General features: G+C 70.8%; 15 protein-coding genes and 1 tRNA gene. 6 read left to right on the top strand and 10 right to left on the bottom strand.

Going from position 1 to position 15,387, the window contains the following annotated elements:
- Positions 1-176: 176 nt before the first annotated feature.
- From ABIC52_RS12705 to ABIC52_RS12690, 4 genes are all read right to left on the bottom strand, one after another.
- Positions 177-812 carry a hypothetical protein gene (locus ABIC52_RS12705; protein WP_354027500.1) on the bottom strand — a complete coding sequence of 212 codons (636 nt, stop codon included), beginning with the start codon at positions 810-812 and terminating at the stop codon, positions 177-179.
- Positions 813-1,086: 274 nt separating this feature from the next.
- On the bottom strand, positions 1,087-2,460 hold the full coding sequence (locus ABIC52_RS12700; protein WP_354027499.1) for an ABC transporter substrate-binding protein: 1,374 nt from the start codon (positions 2,458-2,460) through the stop codon (positions 1,087-1,089).
- Between the two features lie 13 nt (positions 2,461-2,473).
- On the bottom strand, positions 2,474-3,427 hold the full coding sequence (locus ABIC52_RS12695) for a carbohydrate ABC transporter permease (RefSeq protein ID WP_209679129.1): 954 nt from the start codon (positions 3,425-3,427) through the stop codon (positions 2,474-2,476).
- 32 nt (positions 3,428-3,459) lie between these two features.
- Complete coding sequence (locus tag ABIC52_RS12690) at positions 3,460-4,431, bottom strand: carbohydrate ABC transporter permease (protein ID WP_209679132.1); 972 nt, start codon at positions 4,429-4,431, stop codon at positions 3,460-3,462.
- 196 nt (positions 4,432-4,627) lie between these two features.
- On the opposite strand from ABIC52_RS12690, the gene ABIC52_RS12685 reads away from it, so the two are divergent.
- From ABIC52_RS12685 to ABIC52_RS12670, 4 genes are all read left to right on the top strand, one after another.
- Entirely contained in the window at positions 4,628-5,863 is a 1,236-nt protein-coding gene (locus tag ABIC52_RS12685; protein ID WP_126890383.1) for a Gfo/Idh/MocA family protein, read from the top strand.
- A 99-nt stretch (positions 5,864-5,962) separates the two neighbouring features.
- Positions 5,963-6,976 carry a LacI family DNA-binding transcriptional regulator gene (locus tag ABIC52_RS12680; RefSeq protein WP_209679136.1) on the top strand — a complete coding sequence of 338 codons (1,014 nt, stop codon included), beginning with the start codon at positions 5,963-5,965 and terminating at the stop codon, positions 6,974-6,976.
- A 106-nt stretch (positions 6,977-7,082) separates the two neighbouring features.
- Positions 7,083-8,492: a PepSY-associated TM helix domain-containing protein gene (locus ABIC52_RS12675; protein WP_354027498.1), complete on the top strand. Its 1,410-nt coding sequence runs from the start codon at positions 7,083-7,085 to the stop codon at positions 8,490-8,492.
- Positions 8,493-8,501: 9 nt separating this feature from the next.
- Positions 8,502-8,897, top strand: coding sequence for a hypothetical protein (locus ABIC52_RS12670; RefSeq protein WP_354027497.1), 396 nt, complete (start codon positions 8,502-8,504; stop codon positions 8,895-8,897).
- Between the two features lie 82 nt (positions 8,898-8,979).
- On the opposite strand, the gene hxlA is transcribed toward ABIC52_RS12670, so the two are convergent.
- Together hxlA and hxlB are read right to left on the bottom strand one after the other, a co-directional pair.
- Positions 8,980-9,618: a 3-hexulose-6-phosphate synthase gene (hxlA, locus tag ABIC52_RS12665; RefSeq protein WP_058728039.1), complete on the bottom strand. Its 639-nt coding sequence runs from the start codon at positions 9,616-9,618 to the stop codon at positions 8,980-8,982.
- A gap of 67 nt (positions 9,619-9,685) precedes the next feature.
- Positions 9,686-10,258: a 6-phospho-3-hexuloisomerase gene (hxlB, locus tag ABIC52_RS12660; protein WP_354027496.1), complete on the bottom strand. Its 573-nt coding sequence runs from the start codon at positions 10,256-10,258 to the stop codon at positions 9,686-9,688.
- A gap of 111 nt (positions 10,259-10,369) precedes the next feature.
- On the opposite strand from hxlB, the gene ABIC52_RS12655 reads away from it, so the two are divergent.
- Both ABIC52_RS12655 and ABIC52_RS12650 read left to right on the top strand, forming a co-directional pair.
- On the top strand, positions 10,370-11,197 hold the full coding sequence (locus tag ABIC52_RS12655; RefSeq protein ID WP_354027495.1) for a helix-turn-helix transcriptional regulator: 828 nt from the start codon (positions 10,370-10,372) through the stop codon (positions 11,195-11,197).
- Positions 11,198-11,276: 79 nt separating this feature from the next.
- The gene (locus ABIC52_RS12650; RefSeq protein ID WP_354027494.1) at positions 11,277-12,476 is read left to right on the top strand and encodes an ATP-binding protein; all 1,200 of its coding nucleotides are present in this window, start codon (positions 11,277-11,279) and stop codon (positions 12,474-12,476) included.
- A gap of 22 nt (positions 12,477-12,498) precedes the next feature.
- Here the strand turns inward: ABIC52_RS12650 and ABIC52_RS12645 are convergent, their stop codons facing one another.
- The 4 genes from ABIC52_RS12645 to serS all read right to left on the bottom strand — a co-directional run bounded on the left by ABIC52_RS12645 (position 12,499) and on the right by serS (position 15,337).
- Positions 12,499-13,029, bottom strand: a complete 531-nt coding sequence (locus tag ABIC52_RS12645) for a GNAT family N-acetyltransferase (protein WP_126890348.1) — start codon at positions 13,027-13,029, stop codon at positions 12,499-12,501.
- A 3-nt stretch (positions 13,030-13,032) separates the two neighbouring features.
- Positions 13,033-13,117: transfer RNA gene (locus ABIC52_RS12640), tRNA-Ser, on the bottom strand.
- Positions 13,118-13,178: 61 nt separating this feature from the next.
- Entirely contained in the window at positions 13,179-14,072 is an 894-nt protein-coding gene (locus ABIC52_RS12635; protein WP_354027493.1) for an HAD family hydrolase, read from the bottom strand.
- Positions 14,069-15,337 (bottom strand): serine--tRNA ligase, encoded by a 1,269-nt coding sequence (gene serS, locus ABIC52_RS12630; protein WP_209823962.1) that lies wholly within the window; start codon positions 15,335-15,337, stop codon positions 14,069-14,071. Before serS ends, ABIC52_RS12635 begins: the two co-directional genes overlap by 4 nt.
- Positions 15,338-15,387 lie beyond the last annotated feature (50 nt).

Here is a 15,387-nt window from a genome sequence, read left to right as displayed (position 1 = left end):
CGCCGGGGCGCCCGGACTGGCCGCGGGGGGGGGGGTGGGGGCCGTGCGGCGCCCGGGGGTGCGGGGGGGGGGGGGGGGCCCCCGGGGGCCCCCCCCCCCCCCCCCGGGGGGGGGGGGGCCCCACGACCGGCGTCGGGTCGACCCCGGCTCAGGTCAGCGCGATGCCCCACGGCTGATCATGACTCAGAACACACATTCGCCATCTCAGCCTCATCCGTCGAGTCCTCGCTCCGAATCGACTCGACTTCGCTCGACGTGCTCGCGGATCCGTCGTCGGCCGGTCCGGCATCGGACTCGGACTGGGACTGGGATGAGATCACGGCACAGGTCGGCCTGTCCGAGGTGAGCGACGGGGATACTCCTTCTGCTTCCGAGTAAGCGGCAAGCCAGGACGCTGCGTGGTTGCGGCGTAGGCGCTGGGCTGTCGCCAGGGCTGTCCCGAGGATGAACACGCCAAGCGCCGGAATCCCGAGGGCCAGGTAGAAGGAGGTCGATGCATCGAGCGCTACGGCAGGATCCTGTGATGCCAAGGCTGAGAGGAACGCCGCGACGATGGTCGCGAGGACGGCGAAGATGGCGACAGTCGTCGTCATCATCGTCATCACGAGTTCGGGTCCCATCGCAGAACGTTCACGGAGCTCGCTGAGGACCTTCTGCCGGAGCTCACGGGCGGCCCTCGTGTCTCGGATGTACCGATCGACGTCCCGTTGCGTGGGTACACCACCATTGCCCCGCTGAGGCATGTAGGACTTCCAGGCTGCAGCTTCGGGGGGCGTGGCCCGGCGGACCCCGGACAGGAGTTCGATACTCATCTTGAGCATCTATCGCCACCTCTCGGTGGCCCGTTAGCGGCAAGGCCGTCTTGGCGGATGTTCTGCGTCGGGTGAACGCGCTGATGCGGCACGGTGCCGCACCTCGGCCCTACACGAGCCCGCGCTCCGGTACCCGTCACCGCCCCGGCACCATCGCGCGCCTGATTCGCTGAGCGCCTCCTCCCCTTCCACCGCCGGGCACTTCGTCGGCCCGTCGTCCGCACACCGCATCGAGGTGCGGTGTGCGGACGCCCGGCATCGGGTCGACCCCGGCTCAGGTCAGCGCGAGGAGCGTGTTCACCTGCTCGTTCACGCCGGTCAGCGACGAGACGGGCTTGCCGTTCGCGTAGATGCCGTCGAATGCCGGCTGCACGAGCGCCTGCACGTCGGCCGGGTTCCGGGTGACGGGGAACAGGAACGTCGTGCCGTCCGCCACCTGCTCGGTGAACGCGGAGACGTCGAGCCCGCGCTCCCGGAACGCGGCGACCGCGGCGTCGGTGCCCGACCGGCGGGCCGGGAAGACGATGCCTGCGCGGCCGACGATCTCCTGCGCCGCGGCGCTGCCGAGGAACGCCACCCACTTCGCTGCGGCCTCGGGGTTCCTGGCCTGCTTGGTGATCGAGTCACCCAGGCCGTTGAACATCGACGCGCGGTGCCCGATCGGCCCCTTCGGTGTCGGTGCGATGGCGACGTCGACGCCCTGCAGGTTGGCGTAGGCGCCGATCATCCACGACCCGTTGAACGACAGCGCGACCTTCTTCGACCCGAGCTGCACGTCCGGACCGGTCGTCGTGGAGAACACCCCGTACTTCGGCATGTAGCCCTTCTCGGCGAGCCCGAAGTACCAGGAGATCGTCTTCTGGAACGCGGGGTCGTCGTAGCGGAACGCGTCTCCCCAGGGGTTCCTGTTCGTGTAGAACCAATCGATCGAGCCGGTGAACGGTGACCACTGCGTCTGCCCGAACCCGTCGCCACCGCTGCCGTTGGCGCTGATGCCGTAGACCGCCACGTCCGACTTGTCGAACCCGGGCTCGTCGCCGCGGCGCCCCTTGCCGTCGATCGTCAGGTGCGCGACCGCTTTCTCGAAGGTCCCGCCGTCGTCCGGGTTCCACTCGAGGGCGGCGAGGTCCTCGGCGGTGTAGCCGGCCTTCGCGATCACGTTGCGGTCGTAGAACATCGCGACCGTGTCCCAGTCCTTCGGTGACCCGTAGCGGTGCCCGTCGCGGCCTTTCCAGAGCTGCGCGAGGCCGGACTGGTAGTCGTCGTCGCGGATCGCGCTCGTCGCCTCGAGCTCGTCCAGCTCGTAGAGCACGTCGAGGTCGGCGAACTGCGGGAACTTCGACAGGTGGTCGGTGAAGACGTCGGGCGCGGTCCCGGCGATGAACCCGGCGGTGAGCTTCGTCCAGTAGTCGCTCCACCCGAGCTGGGTGATCCTGATCCGGATGTCCGGGTTCTGCTGCTCGAAGGCCTTCGCGACGGCCTGGTAGGCGGGGAGCTGGTTCGCGTCCCACAGCCAGTAGGACACCGTGCCGGTCGCGCCGCTGCGCGGGTTCGGGTTGCTCGGTGACGAGCAGGCGGCGAGGGCGCCGAGCGCCAGGGCCGAGGCACCGCCGGCGAACAGTGCGCGTCGGGAGATGGAGTGCGTCATGTGCTGGGGTTCCCTACTTGATCCCGGAGAAGCCGATGGAGTTGACGATGCGCTTGGCGAAGACGCCGAACAGCACGATCATCGGGAGCGCGGCGACCAGGGTCGCCGCCATGAGGCCCGCCCAGTCGGTGCCGGACTGCGGGGTCTGCGACTTGAAGACGCCCAGCGCGACCGTGAGCACCCGGGAGCTGTCCGTGTACGACACCATGAGCGGCCAGAAGTAGTCGTTCCACGCGGTGATGTAGGTGAGGACCGCCAGCGTCGCGATCGGCGCCGAGGCCATCGGCAGGACGAGCCGGAAGAACACCCGGACCTTCCCGGCGCCGTCGATGAGCGCGGCCTCCTCGACCTCGCGGGAGATGCCGAGGAAGAACTGCCGCAGGAAGAACACCGCGAAGGGGGTCATCAGCATCGAGGGCAGCGCGATCCCGAGCAGGGTGTCGACCAGACCGAGTGACTTGATCAGGGTGAAGTTCGGCAGGAGCGTGAAGATCGTGGGGACCATGAGCCCGGCGAGGAACACCCCGAAGACCTTGTCGCGTCCGGGCCACCGCAGCCGGGCGAAGGCGTAGGCGGCTCCGGCGGAGAAGAACACCTGTCCGACCGTGATCATCGTCGCGGTGACGACCGAGTTGAGCAGGTACTGCCAGAAGTTGATCGCCGCGCCGGAGCCGCCCTGCGCCAGGGCCTCCTCGGTGGACTGCAGGCCGAACACCCGCTCGAACCCGCCCAGGCTGAAGCCGGTCGGGAGCAGTGAGGTCGGGTCGGCGGAGATCGCCCCGTTCGACGACAGCGCCGTGCGGAGGATCCAGTAGAAGGGGAACAGGGTCACGGCGATCACGGCGATCATCGCGGTCCAGGCGAGCACCCGTCCGACCGAGGGCTTCGGGCGCGGGGGCTTCGCGCCGCGTGTGGTGAGGGCGCGCGTGGTGGTGGGTTCGACCACCGGGGGCAGGGTGCTGGTCATCGTCGACTCGCTTCCGGTTGCTTCGGTGGCCGTCAGTCCAGGTCGCTCTCGCCGGAACGCGAGAGTCGGTACTGGACGATCGTGATGATGCTCAGGACGACGAGGAGTGCCACCGAGACGGCGGACGCGTACCCGAACTGGAACCGGCCGAAGGCCAGGTTGTAGATGTAGTTCTGCACGACGTTCGTCGCGTTGGCGGGCCCGCCCTGGGTGGTGATCGCCACCGTGTCGAACACCTGGAACGACCCGATGATCGTGATGATCAGGACGAGCGACAGGATCGGGCGGAGCAGGGGCACCGTGATGCGCCAGAACATCTTCCACTCGCTCGCCCCGTCGATGCGGCCCGCCTCGTAGACGCTCTCGGGCAGTGCCTGCAGGCCGGCGAAGATGAGGAGCGCGGTGTAGCCGACGTTCCGCCAGACGTTGATGAAGGCGATGGTCGGGATGCCCCAGACGTCGCTCTGCAGGAACGGGATGCGACCGACGCCGATCGCCGACAGGACCTCGTTGCCGATGCCGAGCTGCGTGTCGAGGATCCAGAGCCAGATGAGCGCCGCGACGACGTTCGACACGAGGTAGGGCGCCAGCACGATGCCGCGCACGAAGGTCGACTGCGTGAGCCGGTGCATCATGACGGCGATGAAGAGCGCCAGGACCGTCTGGAAGCCGATGTTCAGCACCACGTACTCGACCGTGACGGCCATCGAGTTCCAGAAGATCGAGTCCTGGACCAGGCGCTCGTAGTTCTGCAGGCCCGTGAAGACCGGCGGGGTGAGCAGGTTGTACGTGGTGAAGCTGAGCCAGATCCCCCGGATCGTCGGCCAGAGCAGGAAGACCGCGAAGCCGATCGACGCCGGGGCGATGAACACGAGCGCGAGCCACAGGTCGTTCCGTCGGCGGCGGCGCGGCGTGGTGGTCCGGGCACGTGCCGGGTCGGCGCTCCGTGCGGTCCGTGGTGGTGCCGTCACCCGGGGTGGTGACAAGGGGCTCTCGGTGGCCATCGCGACTCCTTCGTCTGCGGTGGACTGACGTCGGCAGTCCGTGGCCGGGAATCTACACGTGGGGACTCACCCCCACAAGCATGCATTCTTGGCGCGCTCCAAGGGGTTGTCACGTGTAGAACGCTGTGCCATGCTGGGCCGCGATCGCGACGGAGCGGCCTGCTCGGCGACACGTCCCCCCCACCTCGGAAGGTCACTGATGATCAGCATCGGAATGGTCGGAGCCGGCCAGTTCGCGCCCCAGTTCGCCAAGCTCTTCAAGATCCACCCGGACGTCGACCGGGTGTTCGTCACCGACGTCGTCGAGGGGCGTGCCGAGGACCTCGTCGCCGCCCAGCACCTCGACGGCACGCTCGAGGACTTCGATGCCGTCCTCGCCTCGGACGTCGACGCCGTCGCGATCTTCACGCAGCGCTGGACGCACGGCCCGCTCGTCGTCCGCGCACTCCGGGCCGGCAAGCACGTCTACTCCGCCGTGCCGATGGCGATCACGGAGGACGAGATCGCCGCGATCATCGAGGCCGTCCGCGAGACCGGGCTGACCTACATGATGGGTGAGACGAGCCACTACAACCCGGCCACCGTCTTCGCGCGGAAGCGGGTCGCCGAGGGCGCCTTCGGCCGGGTGTTCTACGCCGAGGGCGACTACGTCCACGACATGGACCTCGGCTTCTACGCCGCCTACCAGTACAGCGGCGGCGAGCAGTGGAAGCGCACCGCGAGCTACCCGCCCATGCTCTACCCGACGCACTCGGTCGGTGGTGTCCTCGGCGCGATCCCCGGGCACGCGGTCAGCGTCAGCTGCATCGGCGTCAAGGACGACCGCGACGACGGGGTCTTCGACAAGGAGGTCAGCCAGTTCGACAACGACTTCTCGAACGCGACCGCCCTCTTCGAGCTCGACAACGGCGGCGTCGTCCGGATCAACGAGATGCGCCGGGTCGGCTACCCGTCGCACCTCCGCGAGTCCCGCTTCCGGTACTTCGGCACCGAGGCCAGCTTCGAGCAGCTCGCCACCGTCAGCGTGTGGCAGGACAAGGAGGCCGTGCACGACGTCAGCGACCAGATCGACACCCGCCCGACGATGGAGCTCGACGACCCGCGTCTCGCCGACGTCGATCCGGCCCTCCGCGACGCGTTCGTGTCCGGCTACGCCCCCGTGCACGACGTCGACCGGCTGCCGGACGAGTTCGACGGGGTGCCGACCGGACACGAGGGCAGTCACCACTTCCTGGTCGACGACTTCGTCCGCGCGGTCGTCGACGGGACGCTGCCCCCGGTGAACGCCTGGGTCGCCGCGCGGTACACGCTGCCCGGCATCGTCGCGCACCGCTCGGCCCTGCAGGGCGGCGTCCGGCTCCCGGTGCCGGACCACGGGGACGCACCCGAACCCGTCACCAGCACCGTCTCGTCTAGGATCGCGAGCGAGTAACCCGCCTCGTGCGGCCCGGCCCGGCCCCGTCCCGCGACGGAGCCGGGCCGCTCCTGTCGGCCGCGAGCGGTCGACCGACCGACCGACGAAGGTGATCCAGTGAGCCTGCCGACCAACCCGAGGGCGGTCACCCGCGCGGACGTCGCCCGGTACGCGGGCGTGAGCACCTCGGTCGTCAGCTACGTCGTGCACGACGGGCCGCGCCCGGTCGCTGCCGCGACGGCTGCACGGGTGCGCGAGGCGATCCGGGTCCTCGGCTACCGACCGAACGCGAGCGCTCAGGCGCTCCGGACCGGCTCGTCGAAGATGCTCGGCCTGATCGTGCCCGAGCTCGACAACCCCTTCTGGTCGGAGCTCGCGGTGGCCGTCACGCACGCCGCGGCCGCCCGGGGGTACGACCTCCTGATCGCGAACAGCGACGGCGACGCCCAGCAGGAGCGGGAGCGACTCCGCACCCTGTCCGCCCGCCAGGTCGACGGCATCATCGTGACGAGCATCATGACGCACCCGGACCTGTCGTCGACGACCGACCCCGGCATCCCGATGGTGCTGCTCAACACCTTCTTCGAGGTGCCCGAGTACGCGAGCATCGGCGTGGACGCCCTGCGCGGCGCCCGCGAGGGCACGCAGCACCTCATCGACCACGGCTACCGGGAGATCGGGCTCGTCATGGGGCACACCGGCTCGATGGAACTCCGCGAGCAGGGGTGGATGCAGGCCCTCCGAGCCGCCGGGCTGCCGGACGGTCCGATCGTCCGCTGCTCGTTCGACCGTGCCGGCGGCTACGAGGCCGGCCTGCGGATGTTCGACGGCGGCACCGGACCACGGGCGGTGTTCGTCAGCTCCGACCTCCAGGCCGTCGGGCTCCTGCGCGCCCTGTACGAACTCGGGCTCCGTGCCCCCGACGACGTGGCCGTGGTGTCGTTCGACGGCGTGGCCGAGGCGGACTACACGAACCCGCAGCTCACCGTCGTGCGGCAGCCCGTCGAGGCGATGGCCGCGGCCGCGGTCGACCGGGTGCTCGCGCGGGAGGACCCCGACGACCACCACCTCGACCTGGTGCCGGCGGAACTCGTGCTCGGCGCGAGCTGCGGCTGCGACGTGCGCCGCTGACGCTCTACGTCTTGTAGAGTGAGCGCTCGTGCGGCGCCGTGCCCCACTCCCGCCCGACAGCCCGCCAGCCCGCCATCCCGCCAGCCCGACAGGACCCCGCGCTCCGATGCCCGTCACCGCCCCGCCCCCGTCCCGCGGCTGGTTCGCCCAGCTCCTCCTCCGTCTGCACTTCACCGCCGGGCTCTTCGTCGGCCCCTTCGTCCTGGTGGCCGCGCTCTCCGGTGCCGTCTACGCCCTCGCACCGTCGATCGAGCAGGGCGCGTACCGACAGGAGCTCACGGCGCCGTCGACGGCGGCGGCGCTCCCCCTCGCCGACCAGGTCGCCGCCGCCGAGCGGTACGTCGCCCGCCACCACCCGGACGACACCGTCGCCGAGGTCCGACCGGCCCCGGAGCCCGGCACCACCACGCGCGTGATGTTCACCGAGGAGGGACTGCTCGACTCCCAGACCCGCGCGGTGTTCGTCGACCCCGGCGACGCCGCCGTGCGTGGGGACCTGCCGGTGTACGGCACGTCGGGCTCGCTCCCCTTCCGCACGTGGATCAGCACCCTGCACCGCAGCCTGTTCCTCGGCGACGTCGGACGGCTCTACAGCGAGACCGCGGCGTCGTGGCTCGGCATCGTGTCGCTCGCCGGCGTCGGCCTCTGGGCGTTCCGCATCCGACGAGCCCGTCGGAAGCGCGACCTCGTGCTGCCGGACAACCGGGTGACCGGGTACCGACGGACGTTCTCGTGGCACGCGGCGACGGGCGCATGGGTGCTCCTCGGCGCGCTCTTCCTGTCGGCCACGGGCATCACCTGGTCGCACTTCGCGGGCGACAACGTCAGCACGCTCCGGTCCGCGCTCAGCTGGCAGGCACCGACGGTCGACACCGCGCTCGGCGACCCGTCGTCGGCAGCGTCGGCTCCGGGCGGCGAGCACGCCGGACACCACGGCGGCGGTGCGATGACGATGCGCTCGGTCACGACCACGCCCGAGCAGTTCGACGAGGTCCTCGCGGTGGCCCGCGACTCCGGCGTCCGGGCAGCGGAGGTCCGGATCCGCCCCCCGGCGACGGCCGGCACCGCGTGGACGGTCGAGGAGATCAAGATGAGCTGGCCGGTCGCGATGAACGCCGTCGCCGTGGACCCGAGCACGATGACGGCGGTGTCCGAGGTCACCTGGGCCGACTACCCGCTCATGGCGAAGGCCGCGAAGCTCGGCATCAACACGCACATGGGGGCTCTGTTCGGCTTCGCGAACCAGGTCGTGCTGCTCCTGGCGGCACTCGGGATCGCAGCGATGGTCGTGTTCGGGTACGTCATGTGGTGGCAGCGCCGGCCCGCGGGTGCGCGGGTCGGTCGCGCCCCGGCCGCGGGAGCGCTGGCCCGGGCCCCGTGGTGGGGCACCGCCGCGGTGGTCGTCGTCGCCGTCGGCCTCGCACTGCTGCTGCCGGTCGTCGGGGTCACCCTGCTCGGGTTCCTGCTGGTCGACGCCCTCCTCGTCACCTCCGGTCGGCGCAGGGCCCGGCGGTAGCCTGACGGCGTGACCGGGGCGAGCACACAGGATCAGCGGGGCTGGCGATCGACGGGTCGGGCAGCCGTGTACTGGGTCCTGGCGGGGCTCGGTGTGCTGGGCGGTGCGGCCACCTGGCTGTTCCTGTTCCTCATGACGGAGGAGGCGACGCGCGGCGCGACCCCGGACCGCTCCGGCCCGAACCCGAACTCCGGCCTCGCGTTCGGCGGCCTCCTGGTGGGGCACGTCGTCGGGCTCGTCGTGCTCGTCCTCGCGGCGCAGTGGGCCCGGCGCGACCCGCGGTCCGCGGCGCGGTTCGCCGCGGTCGCGTTCCTCGCCGACTCACTGCTCGGGCTCGTGCTGTCACTCCTGACGACGGGAGGCGCGCTCGTGGCCCCGTGGCCGCAGCGGCCGTACCAGCCCTGAGGACGGTCCGGCCAGGACCGGTGACGGACGGGAGGCCCGTGGCGGTGTCGCCACGGGCCTCCAGTCCGTCAGGTGGTGCGGATCAGGCGGAAGCGGGCTCCGAGATCGCGTCGCGCAGCGCGGACGCGGCGGCAGCCACGTCGTCGGCGCTGTAGATCGCGCTGCCGGCGACCGCGATGCGGGCGCCGGACGCCTGCACGGCCTCGATCGTGTCGGTGGTGATGCCGCCGGCGACCGAGAACGGGACGCCCGAGGCCTCGCCGTCGCGCAGCAGGGTCTCGAAGGTGAAGCCCTCCTCGGCCTGCTCGTCGAGGCCGGCGTGCATCTCGACGAACTCGGCACCGAGCGCGACGACCTCCTTCGCGCGGGCGGCCTTGTCCGGCACACCGATCAGGTCGACGACGATGCCCTTGCCGTGCGCCTTCGCGGCCTTGACGGCACCGGCGATGGTGGAGTCACCGGCGACGCCGAGCACGGTGACGAGGTCGGCACCGGCCGAGAAGGCGATGTCGGCCTCGAGCTCGCCGGCGTCCATCGTCTTGAGGTCGGCGAAGACGACCTTGTCCGGGTGCGCCTCCTTGATCGCGGTGATCGCGGAGAGGCCGGCGCTCTTGATCAGCGGGGTGCCGAGCTCGATGACGTCGACGTAGGGCGCGGCCTTGCCGGCGAGGTCGAGGGCGGCCTCGGTGGTGAGGGTGTCCATGGCGAACTGGAGCTGCATGGTGGTGTCCTTCCGGTGGTGGTTCGTGGGGGTGTCGACGGCGCGCTCGGGCGGCGTCACGCTCGGGTCACTCGAGGTTGGCGTGCCGCGGCCACAGGTCGTCGGCGGAGTGTCCACTGCGCTGCCAGAGCGCGTGGAACAGGGCATCCCCGAGCAACGCGACGCCCTGCTCGAACAGGCTGCCGGCGTACTGCGCCGAGGCCGTGCCCGAGCGGTCGGTCTTCGTCGCTGCGGGGAGCACGAGCGTGGCATCGGCGACCTCGGACAGCGACGAGTCGTCCGTCGTGCTCACGGCGAGCACCCGCGCGCCGACGTCCGACGCGGTCCGTGCCGCCTGCACGATGCCACCTGTCGTGCCCGAGCCGCTCGCGACGAGCAGCAGGTCACCCTGCCGGATCGCGGGCGTCGTGACCTCGCCGACCACGTGCACGTCGAGCCCGAGGTGCATCAGGCGCATCGCGGTCATCCGCAGCGCCAGGCCCGAGCGGCCAGCACCGTGGACGAAGACGCGCTCGGTGCCCGTCAGCAGGTCGAGGGCGCGCTCGAACGGCGCCTGGTCGGCACCGCGGACGGCGGCGATCAGGTCCTGGAGCTCGTCGCCGATCAGCCCGAGGGCGTCGGCGGTCGTCGTGGTGGCCATGACTCCGATGCTCCTCGCGCGGCGTCGATCGCGCCGCTGCCCGGGCAGGCGGTCCACCCACCCGATCGGGTGGGGCCGTCCGTCCGGGTGGGACGGGTAGGTTCGGTCCTCGTGGAGACGGAACCGGATGCACCAGCCAGCCGGATCGCGGCGTCGGAGCACGCGCGGACGGTCGCCGAGCAGGCCGACCGCCACGCGCTGACGCTGGAGTCGGTCCTCGCCGCCCTGCGCGCGAACCGCCTGTCCGACGCCGCTGCCCGCGCCGAGGCCGTCGAGATCGCCTCGGCTGCACTCGTCGAACTCCGGACCGTGACCGACCGGCAGCGGAGCACGCTGCTCGAGCCCGTCACCGGCGCGTTCTCACGGCTGCGGGCCGACCTCCGCCCGCTCGTCCGGTTCGGGGACCTCGACGTGCAGTTCGTCGAGCCGCCGGCGACCGGTAGGGCCCTGCCCGGGGACGTCGCACACAGCGCCCGGGCCATCGTCCGGACGGCCGTGCTCGCCCTGGTCGACGACGGGGTCGCCCGACGGGTCCGCATCCAGTGGGACTGCGACGGGCGCAACCTGCTCATGCAGCTGCGGGACGACGGCGCCGGCACGCTCGACACCCACGACGACGCCGTCCGGCCGATCGCCGAGCGGGTCGTCGCCCTCGACGGCACGATGCACGTCGACTCCACGCCGGGATGGGGCTCGACGCTCGACATCTCACTCCCCCTCGATCCCGCACCCGGAGCGGTGGACCTGCCCGACGACAGCGGGCTGACCGACCGGGAGCGCGACGTGCTGCGCCTCGTGGTGACCGGCGTCGGGAACCGAGAGATCGCCGAGGGGCTCGGGATCAGCCCGAACACGGTGAAGTACCACGTGGCGAACCTGCTCCGGAAGCACGGCGCCCGCACCCGAGCGGAGCTCGCCGCCCTCGGCGCCCGGCTCTGAGCCGGGCCGCTGTCGGGGACTCTGAGCGACGATCAGGGCGTGTAAGGAAATGCTTTATACGTCCTGATACTCTCCGATCATGCCGGAGCCGACCGTCGTCAACCCGTTCAAGCCCGGAGCTGGCCGAGTCCCGCCGGTGCTCGCCGGTCGCGACGCGCTCCTGAAGAGCATCGAGCGGACGCTCGCCGAGACCCTCGTCACCGGCGAGGGCGGTCGGCCCGTCGTGATCTCGGGCCTCCGTGGGGTCGGCAAGACCGTTCTCCTCAACGAGATCGGCCGACGTGCCTCAGAGACGCGGCGGTGGTCCGTCGTCAAGCTCGAAGCGTCACGGAACCGCAGCCTCCAGCAGGGGTTGGTCCGTCAACTGCACGCAGCACTCAGGGGAACCCTCTCCCTCGGTGCGACGGTGGTCGAGCACTTCCGTGCTGCGCTCGGCGCCTTCCGCTCCTTCCAGGTGACCGTGGACCCGACCGGTACGTACAACTTCGGGATCAGCGTCGAGCCTTCGCCTGGTGTCGCCGACAGCGGCGACCTCGAGCGGGACCTCGAAGACCTCCTGCGCGAGGTCGGGATGGCCTTCCGGGCGATCGGCCACGGCTTGGCGATCACGGTCGATGAACTGCAGGAGGCGCCGAAGCACGATCTCAACGCCCTCAACCTCGCGCTGCACGCGCTCGGCCAGGACACGCTTCCTGTCCCGGTGTACTTCGTCGGCACCGGATTGCCGTCGCTCCCAGCAGTCCTCGCAGACGCGACGAGCTACGCGGAACGGCTGTACGACTACCGACGCCTCGACCTGCTCACCGACGACGAGACGCGCTTCGCGCTCACGGACCCGACCGAACGCGCTGGCGTGTACTGGGACCCGACCGCCCTCGAGCTCGCAGTGCGGTCGATCCAGGGCTACCCGTACTTCGCTCAAGCGTGCGGGAAGCACGTCTGGGACGCGCGCGCCGTCGAGGACTCCATCGATGCTCTCTCCGCGGAGACCGGGGTCCTCGCCGCGCGGGACGAGGTCGACCAGGGCCTGTACCAGTCGAGGTGGGACCGGGCCACACCGAAACAACGCGAGTTGATGCAGGCCATGGCAGCCGACGGCGAAGGACCTTCGGCGATCCAGGACCTGGTGGCCCGTACGGGCAAGACCCGCACCAGTGACCTCTCCGTCTCGCGGAACGAACTGATCAAGAACGGGCACATCTACGCGCCCGACCGCGGCTACCTCGCGTTCACCGTGCCGGGCATGGCTGACTTCATCCACCGGAAGGCCAGGGGTTGACCTGCAGCAGCCCGTTCGTCACTCACGCGTCCGGCGCGAGCACCTGGAACATGACGTGGTCGCGCCACTCCCCCGCGATGCGGATGTACTCCGGTGCGAACCCGTACCGCTCGAAGCCGTTCCGCTCGAGCGCCCGCTGCGACGCCGTGTTCTCCGGCAGCGTCTCGGCCTGCACCCGGTGCAGCCCGAGCTCCCCGAATGCGTGGTCCACCGCGAGTCCGACCGCACGGGTCGCGTGCCCCTGCCGGGTGCGGTCGGCGCGGACCCAGTACCCGAGCGCACACGACTGCAGGGCTCCGCGGGTCACTCCGCTCAGGGTGATCCGTCCGAGCAACTCGTCGTCGTCTCCCACGATCACGAAGGGCACCGAGCCGCCCTTCTGCGCGGCGGCGAGCAGGACACCGATGGTCGCGCGCTGCCCTGTTTCGGTGAAGTAGCTGTGCGGACGCGTCGGCTCGAACGGTCGCAGGTGATCGGCGCTCGCGCGGACGATCCCGGCGAGCTCGGCCGCATCGGACAGCTCGATCGGTCGGAGGCGGGTCCCGGTGCTCATGTGCGGAGGGTGTGGGATTCGAACCCACGAGACATCACTGCCCACCTGTTTTCAAGACAGGCTCCATCGGCCGCTCGGACAACCCTCCGTGACACGACCACGTGGCGAGACGTGATCGTGTCCCGGGCAGTCTAGCGGCCCGGTGTCGGTCAGCGCGGCAGCGTGTCGAGCGCCGCGGCCAGACCGTCGTCGGTCACCCCGCCGGTGAGCTCGTTGCCCGCGTCGACGACGTCGTCCGGAGCCTGCCCCATCACGACACCGCGGCCCGAGGTCGACGCCCACCGCAGCATGTCGATGTCGTTCCGCCCGTCACCCGCCGCCATGACGCGGGAGCGAGGGATGTCGAGCCACTCGCGGACACGCTCCATCGCGGTGGCCTTCGTCACCCCCTCGGGAGCGATGTCGAGCCACGAGGTCCAGCCGACCGAGTACGACACCTTCTGCAGCCCCATGCGCTCGACGACCTGCAGGAAGTCCTCGGTGTCGTGCCCGGGCGAGATCACGACGACGCGGGTCGCCTCGGTCCCGAGCAGCTGCTCGAAGGGCACGTGCTCGCCGGCGACGGTCATGGTGTCGTCGGGGAAGTTCCCCGAGAGCAGGAAGTGGCCGGTCTCGTCCTCGACGCCGAACGCCGCGTTCGCGAGCGCGCCGTGGATGACCTGCAGGACCTCGGTCGGGTCGAACCGTTCGACGTGGACCCGACCGTAGGTGCCGTCGTCCTGGCGGGCCAGGATCAGGGCGCCGTTCGCGCACACGACGTACTTCGAGCGGAGCCCGAGGCGTTCGAGCAGCGGGATCGTCATGCCCTCGCTGCGACCGGTGGAGAGCATGACCTCGTGCCCGGCGGCCTCGGCCTCGCGGACGGCCGCGATCACGGCCTCGGTGATGACGCCGTCCTCGCGCATGGTCGTGCCGTCCACGTCGAGCGCGACGAGCCACCGCTTCGTGCGCGCCGGTGCCGCAGCACCGGCAGCACCGGCAGTACCAGCCGCGGACCCGCCGCCCTGCGCCGACCCGTCGACGAACCGCTCGTGGGCGCTCATCGGGGTTCGATGACCTCGACGCCGCCCAGGTAGGGGCGCAGCACCTCGGGCACGACCACCGACCCGTCGGCCTGCTGGTGGGTCTCGAGGATCGCGACGATCCAGCGGGTGGTCGCGAGCGTGCCGTTCAGCGTCGCGACGGGCGCGGTCTTGCCGCTCTCGGTGCGGTAGCGGGTGTCGAGCCGGCGGGCCTGGAACGTGGTGCAGTTCGACGTCGACGTGAGCTCACGGAAGGTCCCCTGCGTCGGCACCCACGCCTCGATGTCGTACTTGCGCGCGGCGCTCGTACCGAGGTCACCGCCGGCGACGTCGATCACGCGGTAGTGCAGCCCGAGGTCCTGCATCATCGACTCCTGCATCGCGACGAGGCGCTGGTGCTCCGCCTCGGCCTGCTCGGGGAGCACGTACGAGAACATCTCGAGCTTGTTGAACTGGTGCACGCGGAGGATGCCGCGGTTGTCCTTGCCCGCGGACCCGGCCTCGCGCCGGTAGCAGGTCGACCAGCCGGCGTAGCGGATCGGGTCGCCGGACTCGTCGAACGACAGGATCTCGTCGGCGTGGAACCCGGCGAGAGCGACCTCGCTCGTGCCGGTCAGGTACAGGTCGTCGGCCTCGAGCCGGTAGACCTCCGCTGCGTGCTCGCCGAGGAACCCGGTGCCCGCCATCGTCTCCGGACGCACGAGCGTCGGCGTGATGAGCGGCTCGAACCCGTGCTGCACCGCACGGTCGAGCCCGAGGTTCATGAGCGCGATCTCGAGCCGGGCGCCGAGGCCGCGGAGGAAGTAGAAGCGCGACCCGGAGACCTTGACGCCGCGCGGGATGTCGATGATGCCGAGGTGCTCGCCGAGGTCGGCGTGGTCCTTCGGCTCGAAGTCGAACTCGGGCTTCGTGCCGACGGTGCGGAGCGTGACGAAGTCGTCCTCGCCGCCCTTCGGCACGTCCGGCAGCACGACGTTGGGGATCGCGCGCACGACGCGGTCGAAGGTCTCCTCGGCCGCGGTGACCTCGGCCTGGGCCTCCTTCACGCGTGCGGCGAGCGCCTGCGCCTGCTGCACGAGCGCGGCCTTCTCGTCCTTCGGTGCCTTCGCGACGGTCTTGCCGAAGGCGTTCTGCTCGGCGCGGAGCGCCTCGAACGACGTGATCGCAGCGCGGCGGGCGGTGTCCGCGGACACCGCGTCGTCGACGACGGAGACGGAGGCGCCGCGCGCCTCCTGCGAGGCCTTGATGAGGTCAGGGTTGTCGCGCAGGAGCTGCAGATCGATCACCGGATCATCCTAGAGGGAGCGTGTGACCGCCGGACGGGAGGCCCGTGGCG

The organism is Curtobacterium oceanosedimentum (genome assembly GCF_040545555.1).
Taxonomy (GTDB): Bacteria; Actinomycetota; Actinomycetes; order Actinomycetales; family Microbacteriaceae; genus Curtobacterium.
The sequence above is the reverse complement of the archived record's forward strand: the minus strand, read 5'-3'. Positions and strand labels throughout refer to the sequence as shown.